The 15,359-nt window shown below is 73.8% G+C and carries 14 protein-coding genes; 6 read left to right on the plus strand and 8 right to left on the minus strand.

What is annotated here, in order from left to right:
- Together ACIQ9G_RS28155 and ACIQ9G_RS28160 are read right to left on the minus strand one after the other, a co-directional pair.
- Positions 1-573, minus strand: a 573-nt coding sequence (locus ACIQ9G_RS28155) for a maltotransferase domain-containing protein (protein WP_403614862.1), incomplete at its 3' end; no start/stop codon positions are given.
- Positions 574-689: 116 nt separating this feature from the next.
- Positions 690-992 carry a DUF5133 domain-containing protein gene (locus ACIQ9G_RS28160; RefSeq protein WP_403614864.1) on the minus strand — a complete coding sequence of 101 codons (303 nt, stop codon included), beginning with the start codon at positions 990-992 and terminating at the stop codon, positions 690-692.
- Between the two features lie 315 nt (positions 993-1,307).
- Between ACIQ9G_RS28160 and ACIQ9G_RS28165 the strand changes: the two genes are divergently transcribed.
- Together ACIQ9G_RS28165 and glgX are read left to right on the plus strand one after the other, a co-directional pair.
- Entirely contained in the window at positions 1,308-1,820 is a 513-nt protein-coding gene (locus ACIQ9G_RS28165) for a pep a2 (RefSeq protein WP_403614867.1), read from the plus strand.
- On the plus strand, positions 1,817-3,973 hold the full coding sequence (gene glgX, locus ACIQ9G_RS28170; protein ID WP_403614870.1) for a glycogen debranching protein GlgX: 2,157 nt from the start codon (positions 1,817-1,819) through the stop codon (positions 3,971-3,973). The genes ACIQ9G_RS28165 and glgX overlap by 4 nt, the downstream gene beginning before the upstream one ends.
- 89 nt (positions 3,974-4,062) lie before the next feature.
- Here the strand turns inward: glgX and ACIQ9G_RS28175 are convergent, their stop codons facing one another.
- Complete coding sequence (locus ACIQ9G_RS28175; RefSeq protein ID WP_403614873.1) at positions 4,063-4,869, minus strand: VOC family protein; 807 nt, start codon at positions 4,867-4,869, stop codon at positions 4,063-4,065.
- A gap of 132 nt (positions 4,870-5,001) precedes the next feature.
- Complete coding sequence (locus ACIQ9G_RS28180; protein WP_403614875.1) at positions 5,002-5,805, minus strand: RNA polymerase sigma factor SigF; 804 nt, start codon at positions 5,803-5,805, stop codon at positions 5,002-5,004.
- Positions 5,806-6,583: 778 nt separating this feature from the next.
- Here ACIQ9G_RS28180 and ACIQ9G_RS28185 point away from each other — a divergent pair.
- Positions 6,584-7,108 (plus strand): hypothetical protein, encoded by a 525-nt coding sequence (locus tag ACIQ9G_RS28185; protein WP_403614878.1) that lies wholly within the window; start codon positions 6,584-6,586, stop codon positions 7,106-7,108.
- A gap of 77 nt (positions 7,109-7,185) precedes the next feature.
- On the opposite strand, the gene hemC is transcribed toward ACIQ9G_RS28185, so the two are convergent.
- Together hemC and ACIQ9G_RS28195 are read right to left on the minus strand one after the other, a co-directional pair.
- Positions 7,186-8,121 (minus strand): hydroxymethylbilane synthase, encoded by a 936-nt coding sequence (hemC, locus tag ACIQ9G_RS28190; RefSeq protein ID WP_403614880.1) that lies wholly within the window; start codon positions 8,119-8,121, stop codon positions 7,186-7,188.
- 122 nt (positions 8,122-8,243) lie between these two features.
- Positions 8,244-9,242, minus strand: a complete 999-nt coding sequence (locus ACIQ9G_RS28195; protein ID WP_403614883.1) for an ATP-dependent DNA ligase — start codon at positions 9,240-9,242, stop codon at positions 8,244-8,246.
- A gap of 232 nt (positions 9,243-9,474) precedes the next feature.
- On the opposite strand from ACIQ9G_RS28195, the gene ACIQ9G_RS28200 reads away from it, so the two are divergent.
- The 3 genes from ACIQ9G_RS28200 to ACIQ9G_RS28210 are packed head-to-tail and all read left to right on the plus strand — an operon-like array spanning position 9,475 to position 12,712.
- Positions 9,475-9,855, plus strand: a complete 381-nt coding sequence (locus tag ACIQ9G_RS28200; RefSeq protein WP_403614886.1) for a DoxX family protein — start codon at positions 9,475-9,477, stop codon at positions 9,853-9,855.
- Positions 9,852-10,319, plus strand: a complete 468-nt coding sequence (locus ACIQ9G_RS28205) for a peroxiredoxin (protein WP_403614889.1) — start codon at positions 9,852-9,854, stop codon at positions 10,317-10,319. The genes ACIQ9G_RS28200 and ACIQ9G_RS28205 overlap by 4 nt, the downstream gene beginning before the upstream one ends.
- Positions 10,320-10,378: 59 nt before the next feature.
- Positions 10,379-12,712, plus strand: coding sequence for a SpoIIE family protein phosphatase (locus ACIQ9G_RS28210; RefSeq protein ID WP_403614892.1), 2,334 nt, complete (start codon positions 10,379-10,381; stop codon positions 12,710-12,712).
- Between the two features lie 111 nt (positions 12,713-12,823).
- On the opposite strand, the gene ACIQ9G_RS28215 is transcribed toward ACIQ9G_RS28210, so the two are convergent.
- Together ACIQ9G_RS28215 and ACIQ9G_RS28220 are read right to left on the minus strand one after the other, a co-directional pair.
- On the minus strand, positions 12,824-13,432 hold the full coding sequence (locus ACIQ9G_RS28215) for a DNA polymerase ligase N-terminal domain-containing protein (RefSeq protein ID WP_403614894.1): 609 nt from the start codon (positions 13,430-13,432) through the stop codon (positions 12,824-12,826).
- Between the two features lie 189 nt (positions 13,433-13,621).
- Positions 13,622-15,124 carry a metallophosphoesterase family protein gene (locus ACIQ9G_RS28220; RefSeq protein ID WP_403614897.1) on the minus strand — a complete coding sequence of 501 codons (1,503 nt, stop codon included), beginning with the start codon at positions 15,122-15,124 and terminating at the stop codon, positions 13,622-13,624.
- Between the last annotated feature and the right edge of the window lie 235 nt (positions 15,125-15,359).

The following is a 15,359-nucleotide window of genomic DNA, read 5'->3' on the forward strand; positions in this document are numbered from 1 at the left end:
CAGCTCGCGGGTGTCGGAGACGGTGACCAGCTCCCGCAGCGGATACCGGGCCAGCGCCGCGTCCACCTCCGGCGTCAACCCCGCCGACAGCCGGGTCATGACCGGCAGCGAGTCGTCGCACATCACCTCCGCCGCCGCGCGCAGGGTCTCGCGCTCCGGCCCCTCGGGTGCCCCGGCCGCCGCCCTGGTGTGGAGCTCGACGCCCTCCTCCAGGACCAGTCCGGCGTCCAGTCCGGCCGGGACCTTGACGCACGCGGTGTGCCGCCAGGTGGCTACCGCGTCGCCCCAGGCCTCCACGTGGTACGTCCAGCGCCCCGGCGCCCCGGGCGTCACCTCGGCGCCCCACCGGTCGCTGCCGGGCGTCAGCTCGCGCATCGGGGTCCAGGGGCCCGGGCGGCCCCGAGGATCCGTCAGCACGACGTTCGCCGCCACGGCGTCGTGGCCTTCCCGGAACACGGTGGCGGTGACCTGGAACGTCTCGCCCACGACCGCCTTGGCCGGGCGCCTGCCGCACTCCACGGCCGGACGGACGTCCCGCACCGGAATGCGGCCGATGACCGGGGTCGAACTCATGGGTGTCACCTCCATCGTGCTTGAGGCCGGGCTCTCGCCCGGCCGGGAACTGCGGTTCTGTTGCGAAGGGCGGGAGCCCTGACTTCCCCGGGGAGGCCCGACTCCCGCCCGGGGCGCTATCTCCCGGCGGGAGACGGCCTGCCCTTCGCCTTCCGGCGGCTCCGCCCGGCGACCGCGCCCACGTGCGGGCGGCCGCCCTGCTCGCGCAGGTAGACCACGAGGCTGGTGCGCAGATACCGCTCCGCGGCGTCCGCGGCCTCCCGTGCGCAGCGCTTCCCCATCAGCACGCACAGGGTGTAGCCCGAATCCTCGAAGGTGGCCCGCACGTTGCGGTCGTCGGGCGACGCGAGCATCGCGCGTTCCCACGCCCGGTAGCGCCGCAGATGCCGGGCGACTTCGGCTTTGGCGGGTAGCAGCATGGCGCCGTTCACCTTTCGGAGCGCTCGATGGGCACGTCTCCCCGACGGTCGGGGCGGTGACCGCGCACGCAGAGGCACGGTCCCGTTTACGGCGCTCGAGACTTTCACTCATGGTGCACGTTCAACGACTCAGCGTCCTGTTGGATCTTCAACCAGCGCGTCGACCCCCTCCCACCTGCTCGTGTTGCACGAATGGCGTAGCGCGCTCAGGGTGGAGATGACTCAGAGGCAATCAGTGCTCACGCTCCGCTCTCGGGGCCGGGCCCGCGTAGGGCGGGAGGGAGCGCGAGCCTCGCCGGTGAGGAGCCAACGACGATGAAGACCGCAGTGCCCTGCTATTACCACCTCGACGTGGAAGTCAGTCCGGAACGCGTCGGGCAGGTCAGGCGCATCCTGGCCGCCCACCTCCGGTTCTGGGATCTGGAGGACCTCGTCGAGCCCGTCTGCGGCGGCGCCGAGCTGCTGCTGAAGGCCATCGACGAACACGCGAGGGACAAGCACACGTCCATCGAGATGTGGTGGACCGGCCAGCACCTGATCACCGCCGTGGCGGAGAACAACCACGACCTGCGCCCCGACCAGGACCTGCGCGCCTGCCTGGCCCGGATCGCGGCCACGAGCGACGGCTGGGGCTGCTGCGCCTCCCAGACCGGCAGCAAGGTGATCTGGTTCTCGCAGCGCGCCCGTGCCGGTGTGCGCGCCCCGCTGGTCCCCAAGCCGCCGGCCCCGAGCCTGCGCGAGGGCCTGACGCCGCCCCGCGCACTGCCGGTCGCCGCCCTCGCCTCCCCGGCGAGTGCGCCGGAGGGCGTCCTGGAGGCCGCCCGGTGACCGCGCGCCCGCGCCGGAAAGGGGTGCCCGTGTGGAGCGGGTACCCCTACCCGCTGGGCGCCGTGTACGACGGGGAAGGCACCAACTTCGCGCTGTTCAGCGAGGTCGCCGAACACGTCGAACTCGTCCTCGTGGACGACCGCGGCGCCTATCGCGCGGTGCCGCTCGCGGAGGCCGACGGCTTCGTGTGGCACGGCTACCTGCCCGGCATCGGGCCGGGCCGGCGCTACGGCTACCGGGTGCACGGCCCGTGGCACCCGGCCGCCGGCCACCGGTGCAACCCGAGGAAGCTGCTCCTCGACCCCTACGCCAGGGCGGTGGACGGGCAGATCGACGACCACCCCTCGCTCTACGAGCGCGCCGCGCACGGTCCGGACCCCGCCGACAGCGCCGGGCACACCATGCTCGGCGTGGTCACCGACCCGGCCTTCGACTGGGGCGACGACCGCCCCCCGCGACGCTCGTACGCGGAGACCGTGATCTACGAGGCCCACGTCCGCGGCCTGACCCGCACCCACCCCGACGTCCCGCCCGAACTGCGCGGCACCTACGCGGGGCTGGGCCACCCCGCGGTGATCGAGCACCTCACCACCCTGGGGGTGACGGCCGTCGAGCTGATGCCGGTCCACCAGTTCGTGCACGACGGCGTGCTGCAGGGCCGCGGCCTGGCCAACTACTGGGGCTACAACACCATCGGCTTCTTCGCGCCGCACAACGGCTACGCCGCCCACGGCACCCGCGGGCAGCAGGTCGACGAGTTCAAGACCATGGTCAAGGCGCTGCACGCGGCCGGGCTCGAGGTCATCCTGGACGTGGTCTACAACCACACCGCCGAGGGCAACGAGAAGGGCCCGACGCTGTCCTTCCGGGGCATCGACAACGCCTCGTACTACCGCCTGGTCGACGGCGACTGGGCCCACTACTACGACACCACCGGCACCGGCAACAGCCTGCTGATGCGGCACCCCTACGTACTCCAGCTGATCATGGACTCGCTGCGGTACTGGGTCACCGAGATGCACGTGGACGGTTTCCGCTTCGACCTGGCGGCGACCCTGGCACGCCAGTTCCACGAGGTGGACCGGCTGTCGGCGTTCTTCGACCTGATCCAGCAGGACCCGGTGATCAGCCGGGTCAAGCTGATCGCCGAGCCGTGGGACGTCGGCGAGGGCGGCTACCAGGTCGGCAACTTCCCGCCGCTGTGGTCGGAGTGGAACGGCCTGTACCGGGACGCGGTACGGGACTTCTGGCGCGGGGAGGACCACACGCTCGGCGACTTCGCCTCCCGGCTGACCGGTTCGGCGGACCTGTACGCGCACAACCGGCGCCGCCCGCGCGCCAGCGTCAACTTCGTGACCGCGCACGACGGTTTCACCCTGCGCGACCTCGTGTCGTACAACGACAAGCACAACGAGGCCAACGGCGAGGGGAACCGGGACGGCGAGAGCGACAACCGGTCCTGGAACTGCGGGGCCGAGGGGGACACCGACGACCCGGCCGTCCTCGACCTGCGCGCCCGTCAGCAGCGCAACTTCCTGGCCACGCTCCTGCTGTCGCAGGGCATCCCGATGCTCTGCCACGGCGACGAACTCGGCCGCACCCAGGGGGGCAACAACAACGCCTACTGCCAGGACGACGAACTGTCCTGGGTCGACTGGCACCTGACCGAAGAGCAGCGCGAACTCGCCGACTTCACCCGCCGGGTGATCGGCCTGCGGGCCGCCCATCCCGTGCTGCGCCGCCGCCGCTTCTTCCAGGGCGAGGCGGCCGCCCGGAGCGGCCGGCCGCTGCCCGACCTGGTGTGGCTGCGGCCGGACGGACGGAAGATGGCCGAGGAGGACTGGCAGCGCGCCGACGCGCACTCGGTCACCGTGTTCCTCAACGGGGACGCGATCGCCGAACCCGACCCGCAGGGCCGGCCCGTGGTCGACGACTCGTTCCTGCTGCTGCTCAACGGCTTCTGGGAGCCGGTCGACTTCCGCCTGCCGGGGTCCGCCTACGGCGACCGCTGGACGACGCTCATCGACACCGCCGAGCCGCAGGGCCCGCCGGACGAGGCGGAGCACAAGCCGGGCGGGCACCTCCGCCTGGAGTCGCGCAGCCTGGTGCTGCTGACCCGGCCGCCCGGAGCGCCCCGCGCGACCCGCCGCTGACGCGAAAGTGCCGGTGCCCGCCCCCTGGGGGGGGCCGGGCACCGGCACCGTGCCGGGTTCTGCGTCCGCTCGCCGGCCGGCCGACGAGCTCAGCGCTCGCGCTCGCGGCGTGACGTCACCGTGAACTGGGCGCCGTCCGGGTCGCGCAGCACCGCCTCGTCGGCCCCCTCCCGCAGCACGCTGCCGCCGTGCTTCTCCGCCGCCCGGACACAGGCGGCCACGTCGGCCACCTTGAAGTGGATCTGCCAGTGCGGCCGGATCGTCGGGTCGGGTGCCGCCTCCAGTGCCCCGGACTCGATCCGCGCCACCACCTCGCCGTGGCTGCGCAGCACCACCTCGTCGCCCTCGTAGCGGACCTCGCAGCAGTCGGGCCGCGCCGAGGCCCAGTCCAGGACCTCGCCGTAGAAGATGGCGGAGTCGAAGGCGTCGCGCGTGTGCAGCCGGATGAAGGCGGGCGCGGCCTTGCGCCAGGTCTCCCAGTCGGTGAACAGGTCGCCCTCCCAGATCCCGAAGGTCGCACCGTCCCGGTCCGCCAGCAGGGCGGCGCGTCCCGGCGGGAAGGAGATCGGGCCGACCGCGGCCGTCCCTCCGCGCTCCTGCACCCGGGACACCGCGTCGTCGGCGCTGTGCACCGCGAAGTACGGGGTCCAGGCGACCGCCATCTGCCACATGGTGGCCACCGCGGCTATCCCGGCGACGGGCGCCCCGTCCGCCAACGCGATCCGGAAGCGGTCACCGAGCTTCGCCGAGCGCCACTCCCAGCCCAGCACCGCCCGGTAGAAGTCCTCCGTGGCCTCCAGGTCGCGGCTGGTCAGACTGACCCAGCAGGGGGCGCCGCACACCGAGTGGGTGTCCACGACGTCCGTGGGACCGGAGGGTGTCGCATCGTCGTTCATCGCACGTCCTGGTCTCGTCGACCGGCGGACCACCGGTCTCCCACCAGTGTCCGGCCGGCCCTTGCGGGGCGCCTGCCGAGTACCCGTCCGGCCGCTCCGAAACGGCGTCCACGGTCGTCGCGGCCCTGCTGCTCAGTCGCTCTCGCTCACGGTCTCGGTCAGCAGTTCCTCACGCAGTTGGGCGAAGCAGCCGCTCAGCAGACGTGACACGTGCATCTGCGAGATGCCGAGCTGCTGGGCGATCCGGCTCTGCGTCATGCCCCGGAAGAACCTCAGGTAGAGGATGGTCCGCTCGCGCTCGGGGAGCGCCTCCAGACAGGGCCTCACGGCGACCCGGTCCACCACGAGGTCGTAGCGCGCGTCGGCCTCGCCGAGCGCGTCACCGAGCGCGTAGCCCTCGGTACCGGGGACCTCCGCCTCCAGGGACAGCGCGGCGAAGCAGTCCAGGGCCTCCATGCCGGTGCGCACGTCGTCGACGCTCAGCTGCGCGTGCTCGGCGATCTCGGCCACGGTCGGCGCCCGGCCCGGTGTCGTCTGGGCCAGCTCCTTCACGGCCCGCCGGACGCGGTTGCGCAGGTCCTGGACCCGGCGCGGGACGTGCAGCGTCCACATGTGGTCGCGGAAGTGCCGCTTGATCTCGCCGGTGATGGTCGGCACGGCGTATGCCTCGAAGGCGTAGCCGCGCGCCGGATCGTAGTGGTCGACGGCCTTGACCAGGCCGAGAGCGGCCACCTGGTACAGATCCTCCAGGGACTCCCCGCGGCCGCGGAACCGGACGGCGATCCGCTCCGCCATCGGCAGCCAGAGGTGGACCAGCTCGTCCCTGAGGGCCTTGCGGTCCGGCCCGTCGGGCAGCCGCGCGAGCCGTTCGAAGGCCTCGGCGGTGTCGGGAGCGTCGTCGTGCGGATGGGTTTTCGTGCTGCCGGTGGTACGCATGGCGCTGCGCCTCCCTCAGCAGGGACATCACGGGAGACGCGGCTCGGCCCGGGCGGAGAGACACCGGGGCCCGGCGCGCCGGCTCCCACGGACGTGCCTCCTGTCCGAAGCACTGAAAGGGGGATTCCCGATTCCGGCGAATTCGAAACGGTTTCGGGAATGCGGTCACGGTGTGCGACCGGCCGATTCTGAATTGTCGAACAGGGGTCACGAAATTCTCTGTCGTGGAATCACGTCGAAAATGCTGCGCATTTCAATTACTCCGGCGCATTTCAACTGGACGCCCGTGCGGAGTCCTGCTTTGACCTGCGCCGAGCCGCGTGCGGGCACCGCGGGGCCCTCCCCGTGGCCGCTGATCTCCGATCAGATCCTCAGCCGGTCCGGGTCGTTCCCGCCGACGGTCTCCCGTACATCGCCTGCATATCGTACGGCGGGGTCGCGTAATCCGCGATGTGCCTCGCGATCTTCCTTGGAATCACCGGCTGGGTGTGCGCGGACGGCACCTCCGCCGGGGCGCGTCGGGCGATCACGACGTGCGGCCGCCCGGTGTCCGGCCCGCCGGCGGAACCGGTCGGCCGACCCGTCCCCGGAGCCGGTGGACGTGATGTGCGGCACGCCTCCGGGGGCCGCCGGCGCCGTCCTGGAGCGGATTCTTCCTGCGCAACGCTTGATCGTCGATCAATGAGGGCGAATTCCCTGGCCACAGCGCTTTCCGCGCATTTGACAGTGGCTCGGACGCACAGATAGGAAGCTGCTTCTGGAAGTCGAAAGGTGCACTGTGTACGAGCCGAACGTGGTCGGGGACTGGCAGGAGTACGACGGGCATGCCGGTCTGCGGGTCCGCGTCCACCGCCTGGAGCAGGCCGAGCCGCCGCGCGGACGCGACGACGCCGCCGAGGGGCTGACGTACTTCCGCCTCCGGGTCACCGTCGAGAACCGCGGCGACCGGACCTTCGGCATCCACCTGGAGGACGGGCAGATCGACGTGCGGATCGGCCCCGACGGGGAGGGCGCCTTCGTCGACTGGCGCAACTCGCAGTTCATCGAGGGCTACGACGTCTATCCGCTGCGCCGGGTCACCGCGGTGCTGTACGCCGCCGGACCCGAGGCCGCCCTGTCCCTGGTGGACGTCCAGATCCAGCTGCGGGTCGACGAGGAGTGGGCCGACCGCCGGCTGTGGGCCGGCGGCATCGGCGAGGAGGCCGTCCAGGCCGGCGCACCCGCCGCCTGCGGACCGGGCGGGCTGGCGCACCAGGTGAGCAACTTCCTGCGCGACCAGGCGGAGCCGGGCGCCACCGGCTGACGGCGCCCGCACGCGCGCCGCGCGGCCGGCCCGCGTGCCCCCTGTGCGCCCCTGGGCGGTCGCGCCGGGCATGCACGTCAGTGCGCGATGCCGTCGATGATCTCGCGGGCGCCCTGACGCAGCAGTGCCACGGCGACCGAGGTGCCGAGCGTGGCCGCGTCCAGCGGGCCCGCCCACTCGTGCGCGTTCAGCCGCGTCTTGCCGTCCGGGGTGAACACACAGGCCCGCAGCGAGAGTTCACCGCTGCGGTCGACCTGCGCGTAGCCCGCGATCGGGCTGTTGCAGTGGCCCTGCAGGACGTGCAGGAACATGCGCTCCGCGGTGGCCGCGCGGTAGGTGTCGCGGTCGCCGAGCGCGCCGACCGCCTCGATGAGTTCGGCGTCCCCCTCGCGGCACTGCAGCGCGAGGACGCCCGCGCCGATCGGCGGCATCATCGCCTCGGGGGAGAGGATCTCGCTGATCACGTCCTGCCGGCCGATGCGCTCCAGCCCGGACACGGCCAGCAGCAGGGCGTCCGCCTCGCCCGCCGCCAGCTTCTCCAGCCGGCGGTTGGCGTTGCCCCGGAACGGCACGCACCGCAGCTGCGGATGGGTCGCGGCCAGCTGGGCGACCCGGCGCACCGAGGACGTGCCGATCCTGGTGCCGGCCGGGAGCTCGTCGAGGGCCAGCCCGCCGGGATGCACGAGGGCGTCGCGGATGTCGTCCCGCTTCAGGAACGCGGCGAACGTCGTGCCCGCGGGCAGCGGCCGGTCGGCGGGCACGTCCTTCAGGCAGTGCACCGCGAGGTCCGCCTCACCCGCCAGCAGCGCCGCGTCGACCTCCTTGGTGAAGGCGCCCTTGCCCTCGACCTTGGACAGGTCGCCCAGCCACTTGTCGCCGGTGGTGCGCACCGGCACCACCTCGGTGCGCACGCCCGGGTGCGCGGCGGTCAACTCGGCGCGGACCCGGTCCACTTGGGCGAGAGCCATGGGCGAGTCGCGGGAGACGATCCGGATGAGTTCGGGAACGGACATGCGGGACACGATAGACCGTCGCCAGGGTCCGCCGGGGCCGTAACCCGCATCCGTGCCCCGGGACCGCGGGCGCCGCGCGTCCGCGTCCGCCGGGGAGGCGTTCCACGCGACTTGACGCGGCGTCAACCGTCGTTGCCGGTCCCGTCCGGCAGGTCCGGCAGGTCCGCCGCCGCCTCCTCGGGCGCGAGGTCGGGACGCAGCCGCAGCCAGGACGGCTGGCGCAGCATCCCGGCCCGGGTGCGGACGCTGTAGCGGACCTCGCCGACCAGCCGGGGCAGCACCCAGTGCGCCCCGGAGACCGCCGGCCGCGGGTCGAAGGGGCACACGTCGGTCGCCAGGGCCCGCAGCAGCCCGGCCAGTCCGGCCCGCTCCGCCTCGCTCCAGCCGGTGCCCACGCTGCCGACGTAGCGCAGCCGCCCGGCCGCGCGCTGGCCGACCAGCAGCGCGCCCGGCAGGCCCGTCAGCCGTCCCCTGCCCGGCAGCCAGCCGCCCACGAGGACGTCCTCACTGCGTGTGTTGCGGATCTTGATCCAGGCCCGGGAGCGCACTCCGGGCTCGTACACCGAGTCCAGCCGCTTGCAGACCAGGCCCTCCAGTCCGTGCTCGCGGGTGGCGGCCAGCGCCCGCGCGCCGTGGCCGACGACGGCCGCGGGCGTCGACCAGTACGGCCCCTCCAGCCCGAGTTCCTCCAGCCGTGCCCGCCGCCGCATGTACGCGAGCGGCACCAGGGAGCGCCCGCCCAGGTGCATCACGTCGAACAGCACCAGATGGACGGGGACCCGCGCGGCCCTGCGGGCCGCGCGTGCCGGGGCGTGGGCCAGGCCCATGCGGCCCTGCAGGAGCTGGAAGTCCGCCCGCCCCTGAGCGTCCAGCGCCAGGATCTCCCCGTCCAGGACCACGGGTGTGCCGCCGAGGACGCCGCCGAGCGCGCTCAGCTCGGGATAGGCGGCGGTGATGTCCTCGCCGGAGCGGGCCCGCAGGACCAGGCTGCCGTCACCGGGCAGGTAGGCCACCGCGCGCTGGCCGTCCTGCTTCGTCTCGTACGCCCAGCGCGCGTCCTGGGCGGCGGGCGGCAGGGTGCCGGGCGTGGCGAGCATGGGCGGGATCAGCGGCAGGGTCACGGCTCAGTTCTCGACGGGCCGGCGGGCCGCCACGCGCCCGCGGGCGCGGTTTCCCCTGATCGGGCCCCCGCCTCGTCGGGCTCCCGCTGATCGGGCGCGCGCCGTGGCGGCGGTCGGGCTCGGCCGGGGCCGGGGCCGGGGCCGGGGTTCGCGTTCCGGCGAGGCGGGGGTTCGCGCTCCGTGGTCCCTACCGTCGAGTAATATCGCGCGGCAGGTCATCAGAGGAGGAACCGTGTCACGGTCCGAACGCTCACCCCTGCTGCTCGCCGGCCTGCTGGCCACGGCGGGCGTCGCCCACTTCGTCTCTCCGCGGCAGTTCGACGCCCTGGTGCCGCGCTCCCTGCCGGGCTCGCCCCGCACGTGGACCCGGGCCAGCGGCGTCGCCGAGCTGGCGCTGGCCGCCGGTCTCGCGCTGCCCCGGACCCGGCGGACCGCCGCGCTGGCCGCGGCGGCCTTCTTCGTGGGCGTCTTCCCCGCCAATGTGAAGATGGCCGTGGACTGGCGGCACCGCCCCACCCCGCAGAAGGCGGCGGCCCTCGGGCGGCTGCCCCTGCAGGTGCCCCTGGTGCTGTGGGCGCGCGGCGTCGCGAGGAACGCGGAGGGCCGGTCGTGACGGGGCGCCCGCAGGCCGGCGACAAGGTCGAGGACTTCGAGCTGCCCGACGTGACCGGCACCGTCCGGACCCTGTCGGAGCTGCTCGCTCAGGGGCCCGTCGTGCTCTTCTTCTACCCCGCCGCCCTCACCCCCGGCTGCACCGCCGAGGCGTGCCATTTCCGCGACCTGGCCGCCGAGTTCGCCGCCGTCGGGGCACGGCCCGTCGGGATCAGCGGCGACTCGGTCGACCGGCAGCAGGAGTTCGCCGGACGGCACGGGCTCGGGATGCCGCTGCTGTCCGACGCCGACGGCACCGTCCGCGAGCGGTTCGGCGTGCAGCGCGGCTTCTCGCTCGCGCCCACCCGGCGGGTCACCTTCGTGATCGCGCGGGACCGCACGGTTCTCGAGGTCGTCCGGAGCGAGCTGCGCATGAACACCCACGCCGACCGGGCCCTGGCGGCCCTGCGCGCGCACCGCGGCTGAGCGCCCTCTTCACCGCGGCGCGGTTGAGGGGGTGCCGTCCAGGGATCATCCTGGGGCGTATGGAGCATGTCGCCGCCGCGGCGATCGTCGACGCCCGCGGCATCGTCACGGCCTGGACGGAGGGTGCCCGGCGCCTGACCGGATACCCGGCCGAGGAGACCGTGGGCCGTGCGGCGGTCGACCTGCTCGCCGGGGAGCTGCCGGCCGCCGTGCCGCGGGCGCTGACCGGCACCGTCGTGGTGCGCCACCGCGACGGGCACCTCGTCCCCCTCGGCCTCACGGCCGCGCCCGTCCTGGGCCCGGACGGCGACCCCGACGCCTACGTCCTCACGGCCGGGCGGCCCGCGGAGTCGGAGCCCACGCTCTCCGGACGTGTGTTCGAGCAAGCGCCGGTCGTGATGTGCACGTTCGACACCCGCCTACGCTATCTGCACGCGAACGACGTGGCCTGCGAGGTGCTCGGCGCCAGGGCGGGCGATCTGGTCGGCCGGCGGGTCCTGGACACCCTGCCGGACGACGAGCCCGTCCGGGGCTTCGCCGAGAAGCTGCGCCAGGTGGCGGACACCGGGAACCCCGTGCGCTACGAGACGTACGGCCGGGCACCCTCCGAGGGCCGCGAGCACGCCTGGACCATCGAGATGTGGCCGGTGCGCGACCACCGCCGCGAGGTGATCGCGGTGGCCATGGCGGCGTTCGACAGCAGCCAGGAGCACTGGGCCCGCCGGCGCCTCGCCCTGCTGAACGAGGCCGCGACCGCCATCGGCACCACCCTGGACGTCACCCGCACCGCCGAGGAGCTGGTGGAACTCGCGGTACCCCGGTTCGCCGACTTCGTGGCCGTGGACCTCCTCGACTGGGTCCTGGGCACGGAGGAACCGCCCCCGGGGCCGGCGGGCGACGTCGTACTGCGCAGGGTGGCGCACGGCTCGGTCTTCGAGCACACACCGGAAGCCTCCGTCGCGCTGGGTGCGCGGGACGTCTACCCCTCCTTCTCGCCGCCCGCCCGCGCCCTCGGCCTGGGCCGGGCCGTGCTCAGCCGGGCGGGCGAACCGGACTTCGAGCGGTGGGCCGAGGACCGCAACGTGAAGGCCCCGGCGGGAGGCTTCCACCGCCGGGGCGCGCATTCCATGCTCGCGGTGCCGATGCGCGCCCGCGGCACCACGCTGGGTGTCGCGGTCTTCGTCCGCGCCGCCCATCCCGCCCCGTACGCCGGCGACGACGCGGTCCTCGCCGAGGAGCTGGCCAGCCGGTCCGCCGTGTGCGTGGACAACGCCCGCCGCTTCGCCCGGGAGCGCGAGACCGCGATGGCCCTGCAGCGCAGCCTGCTGCCGCGCCGGCCGCGCGGCCAGGCGGCCGTCGAGGTGGCCCATCGCTATCTGCCGTCCGGATCGCTGGCGGGCGTCGGCGGGGACTGGTTCGACGTGATCCCGCTCGCCGGCAGCCGGATCGCCCTGGTCGTCGGGGACGTCGTCGGACACGGCATCCGGTCCTCGGCCACCATGGGGCGGCTGCGCACGGCGGTGCGCACCCTGGCCGACGTGGACCTGCCGCCGGACGAACTCCTCACCCACCTCGACGACCTGGTCACCCACCTGACGCCAAGTCACGGTGGCGAGGACGTGCCGGAGTTGGGCGCGACCTGCCTGTACGCCGTCTACGACCCCGTCTCGTGCTGCCTCAGCTTGGCCGCCGCCGGCCATCTGCCGCCGGCCGTCGTGCCCCCCGGCGGTCCGGCCCGGCTGGTCGACATGACCGTGGGGCCGCCCCTCGGGGTCGGCGGGTTCCCCTTCGAGGCGACCGAGTTCCCGTTGCCGCCGGGCTCCCTGATCGCCCTCTACACCGACGGGCTGCTGGAGGGCCAGGAACAGGACGCCGACCGGGGCACCGCCGCGCTGTGCCGGGCCCTGAGTTCGCCCGAGGCCTCTCTGGAGGCCGTCTGCGACACCGTGCTGAAGTCCGTGCTGCCCGAACAGGCCGACGACGACGTGGCGCTGCTGCTGGCCCGCACCCGCGCGCTGGGCGCGGACCGCGTCGCCACCTGGGACGTCGTCGCCGATCCCGCGCAGGTGGGCGTGGCCCGGCAGGCCGCCACCGAGCAACTGGCCGCGTGGGGCCTGCAGGAGATCGCGTTCGTCACCGAACTGGTCGTCAGCGAACTGGTCACCAACGCCATCCGGTACGGCGAACCCCCCATCCAGCTACGGCTGATCCGCGACCGGGCGCTCATCTGCGAGGTGTCCGACGCCAGTTCCACCTCGCCGCACCTGCGCCGGGCCCACGCCTTCGACGAGGGCGGCCGCGGACTGCTGCTCGTCGCCCAGCTCACCCGGCGCTGGGGCAGCCGGCCGACCGGAACCGGCAAGACGATCTGGGCGGAGCAGCCGCTGCCCTGACGAGCACCCGAAGGGCGGGAGCGTCGAGCCCGGGGCCTCTTTCGATCTTGCCGTGGGCCGCGCCTCGGAAGGCACCGTCGCCCGGAGCCGGCCAGATCCGAGAGAAAGGCCCTAGCCGTCCTCCGCGGCCACCTGGGCGAGGGTGCGGCCGGTGCGGACCGAACGGGCCCGGCGCGGATCGGGGGTGCCGTGTCCCTTCGACCGCCCGCCGCTCTTCCGCACCAGCAGCCAGGCCTCCTCCTCGCCGCCGTCCCGGCCCCCGCGGAAGCGGGTGAGGGCGTACTCGCCCCGGAGCTTGGAGCCGTGCAGCCGGAACGTGGCGTGCCCGTGCTCCAGCGACGCCGCGAAGTCCACGGGACGTCCCTTCCGGTCGTGGCTCAGCGGCTCGTACGTGCCGCGGTCCCAGACGATCACGGTGCCGCCGCCGTACTCGCCCTTCGCGATCACGCCCTCGAAGTCCTCGTACTCCAGCGGGTGATCCTCCGTGGGCACGGCGAGCCGCTTGTCGTGTGGGTCGTCGGAGGGGCCCTTGGGTACCGACCAGGACTTCAGCACGTCGTCGACCTGCAACCGGAAGTCGAAGTGCATCCGGCGCGCGTCGTGGATCTGCACCACGAACCGGGGCTCCGGGCCGCCGGCCGCCGCGTGTCCCGACGGCTCCCGGGTCCGGGCGAAGTCACGCTTGCCGCGGTACTCCCGCAGCCGCTCGTCACCACCCACACGAGTCTCCTTCCCACGGGCCGCACGCGTCCGCGGCACCCGACCGGGCCGCCCGGGTACCCGGGCCACCGCGACCCACGCGGTCCGGGGACCCGCGGTCCGGGGACCCGCGGTCCGGAGACCTGCCTGCCGGTAAGGCCGGTTCGGCCGGTACGGGTACCCCGCCCGCGGCCGCCGCCCCGCCGGCGGTCAGCCCAGGGGAATCGTCACCTCGTCCTCGACCGGCGGATCGGCCTCCTGGGCGCGGTTGCCGGTCGCCGCGAAACAGCGCAGCCGGACCGCCTCGGGGGTCACGTCCAGGCGCAGGAACGACTTGAAGAACGGCGGGCTGTAGGTGGCCGAACCGGGGGAGAACAGCTGCGTGTAGATCTTGCGCACCGGCAGGCGCAGCCGGGCGGCGCGGTCCGGGCGGCGCCCGGCGCCCAGGAGGCTGGCGACCAGGCGGATCCGCCTGGTGATCCGGGGCGTCGGGCCCTGGGCGCGCACGGGCGGCACGCCGAGCCGCTCGGCGACGACGGCCGTCGCCTCGGCCTCGGTGAGCGCGAAGAAGCGGGGCAGCCGCAACCGGCGGCCGTAGAGCCTGCTGTAGAAGGCGAGGGAGTCGCCGCGCAGCGGGTAGCAGCGGAAGTCCCGCTCGGTGACGTTCGCGATCGTCACGCGCGGGATGGTGTGGGTGGCGTGCATGAACGCACCGCCGCCGCCGGAGACGACGTACTGGATGGTCCGGCCGCCCACGTCCACCGGGTAGCGCTGGTAGTTGTGGATGTCCCCGCCTATCGCCGCCACGAAGCGGTGGGCCGGGTCGCGCACGATGTCGTCGACGGTGCCGCCGCCCTCGATGGCGCACGGGTGGTGCTCGCCGTCCACGTACAGGGGCGAGCCGGTGACGAGGATCTTCGGGCGCGGCCCGCGCGCCGCCTCGCGCAGCCAGGCGCCCTGCTCGGCGTCCAGGGTGCCGAGCAGGCCCGTGTCGATGCCGATGATCCGCACCGGCCCGGCGTCGATCGCCCAGTACGGCCCCGGCTGGACGGCCTGCTGGGACGGAGCGGCGCGCAACTCCTCCGCTGCTCGCAGGTGTTGCCCGTCCGCCGGGCGCGGCCGGTGCCACAGCAGCGCCCGCCACCAGGCGCGGCTCAGCGGGCGGGGCGCCGGCTCCGGCGGCAGGGGCGGGGCGTCGCCGCAGAACACGCGCATGAAGCCGCCGAGACCCTCGTACCAGTCGTGGTTGCCGGGGACCGCGTAGATCGGCGCCGGGTAGTCCCGGTACGGGCGGAAGAACTTCGTGCCGTAGTCGTCCGTGCTGCCGACCGGGTAGATCACGTCGCTGGCGATGACGGAGAACGCGGTGCCCCGCGCCGTCTCGAGGAACCCCGGCACCACGGCGTACTGGGGGTCGTCGCCCTCGCCGGTGTCCCCGAGCACCATGAAGGAGAAGCGGTCCGGATCGTCCCGCCGGATCACCTTGTCCGCGGGCGCCCCGGCCGCCTCCCGCTGCGCCACCCAGCGGCCGCGGGTGGGGCCGGTGGGGTCCCCGAACCAGGACGCGAGCACCCCGTTGCGCGCGGCCCACAGCGTCCGCGGATCGAGCCACGAGAGCTTCTGCGTCTTCGGGGGCATCAGTTGCCGGTAGGTACCGCGCTCGGCGGTTCCCCAGCCGGCGCCTTCGACGGTGTCGCGCGAGGATTCAGCCACGCGGAGCACCGTAACAACGAGCCCCTCGCCGGCCTGCCGGCGGGGCGGGCGTCCGGGTCACAAGCACCGCCTCACAGGCGAGTTGACGGGCCGTCGAACCAGGTCACGCCTCACGGCGAGGGCACCCCGCCCGTGGGCCGGGGGCATAGGGAAAACCCTCGAATGCCCGTGCGCTGGCTGACATGCGCTGGTCAAGGCTGAAATCCTCCGTCCGCACGCGGTCCCCGAGGGGCGC

The organism is Streptomyces sp. NPDC096152, from assembly GCF_044763235.1.
Lineage (GTDB): Bacteria > Actinomycetota > Actinomycetes > Streptomycetales > Streptomycetaceae > Streptomyces.

Bases quoted from the DNA above. Each gene is read 5' to 3' on its own strand.
- ACIQ9G_RS28160 (WP_403614864.1), bottom strand. From the start codon at position 992: ATGCTGCTACCCGCCAAAGCCGAAGTCGCCCGGCATCTGCGGCGCTAC.
- ACIQ9G_RS28165 (WP_403614867.1), top strand. From the start codon at position 1,308: ATGAAGACCGCAGTGCCCTGCTATTACCACCTCGACGTGGAAGTCAGT.
- ACIQ9G_RS28175 (WP_403614873.1), bottom strand. From the start codon at position 4,869: ATGAACGACGATGCGACACCCTCCGGTCCCACGGACGTCGTGGACACC.
- ACIQ9G_RS28180 (WP_403614875.1), bottom strand. From the start codon at position 5,805: ATGCGTACCACCGGCAGCACGAAAACCCATCCGCACGACGACGCTCCC.
- hemC (WP_403614880.1), bottom strand. From the start codon at position 8,121: ATGTCCGTTCCCGAACTCATCCGGATCGTCTCCCGCGACTCGCCCATG.
- ACIQ9G_RS28210 (WP_403614892.1), top strand. From the start codon at position 10,379: ATGGAGCATGTCGCCGCCGCGGCGATCGTCGACGCCCGCGGCATCGTC.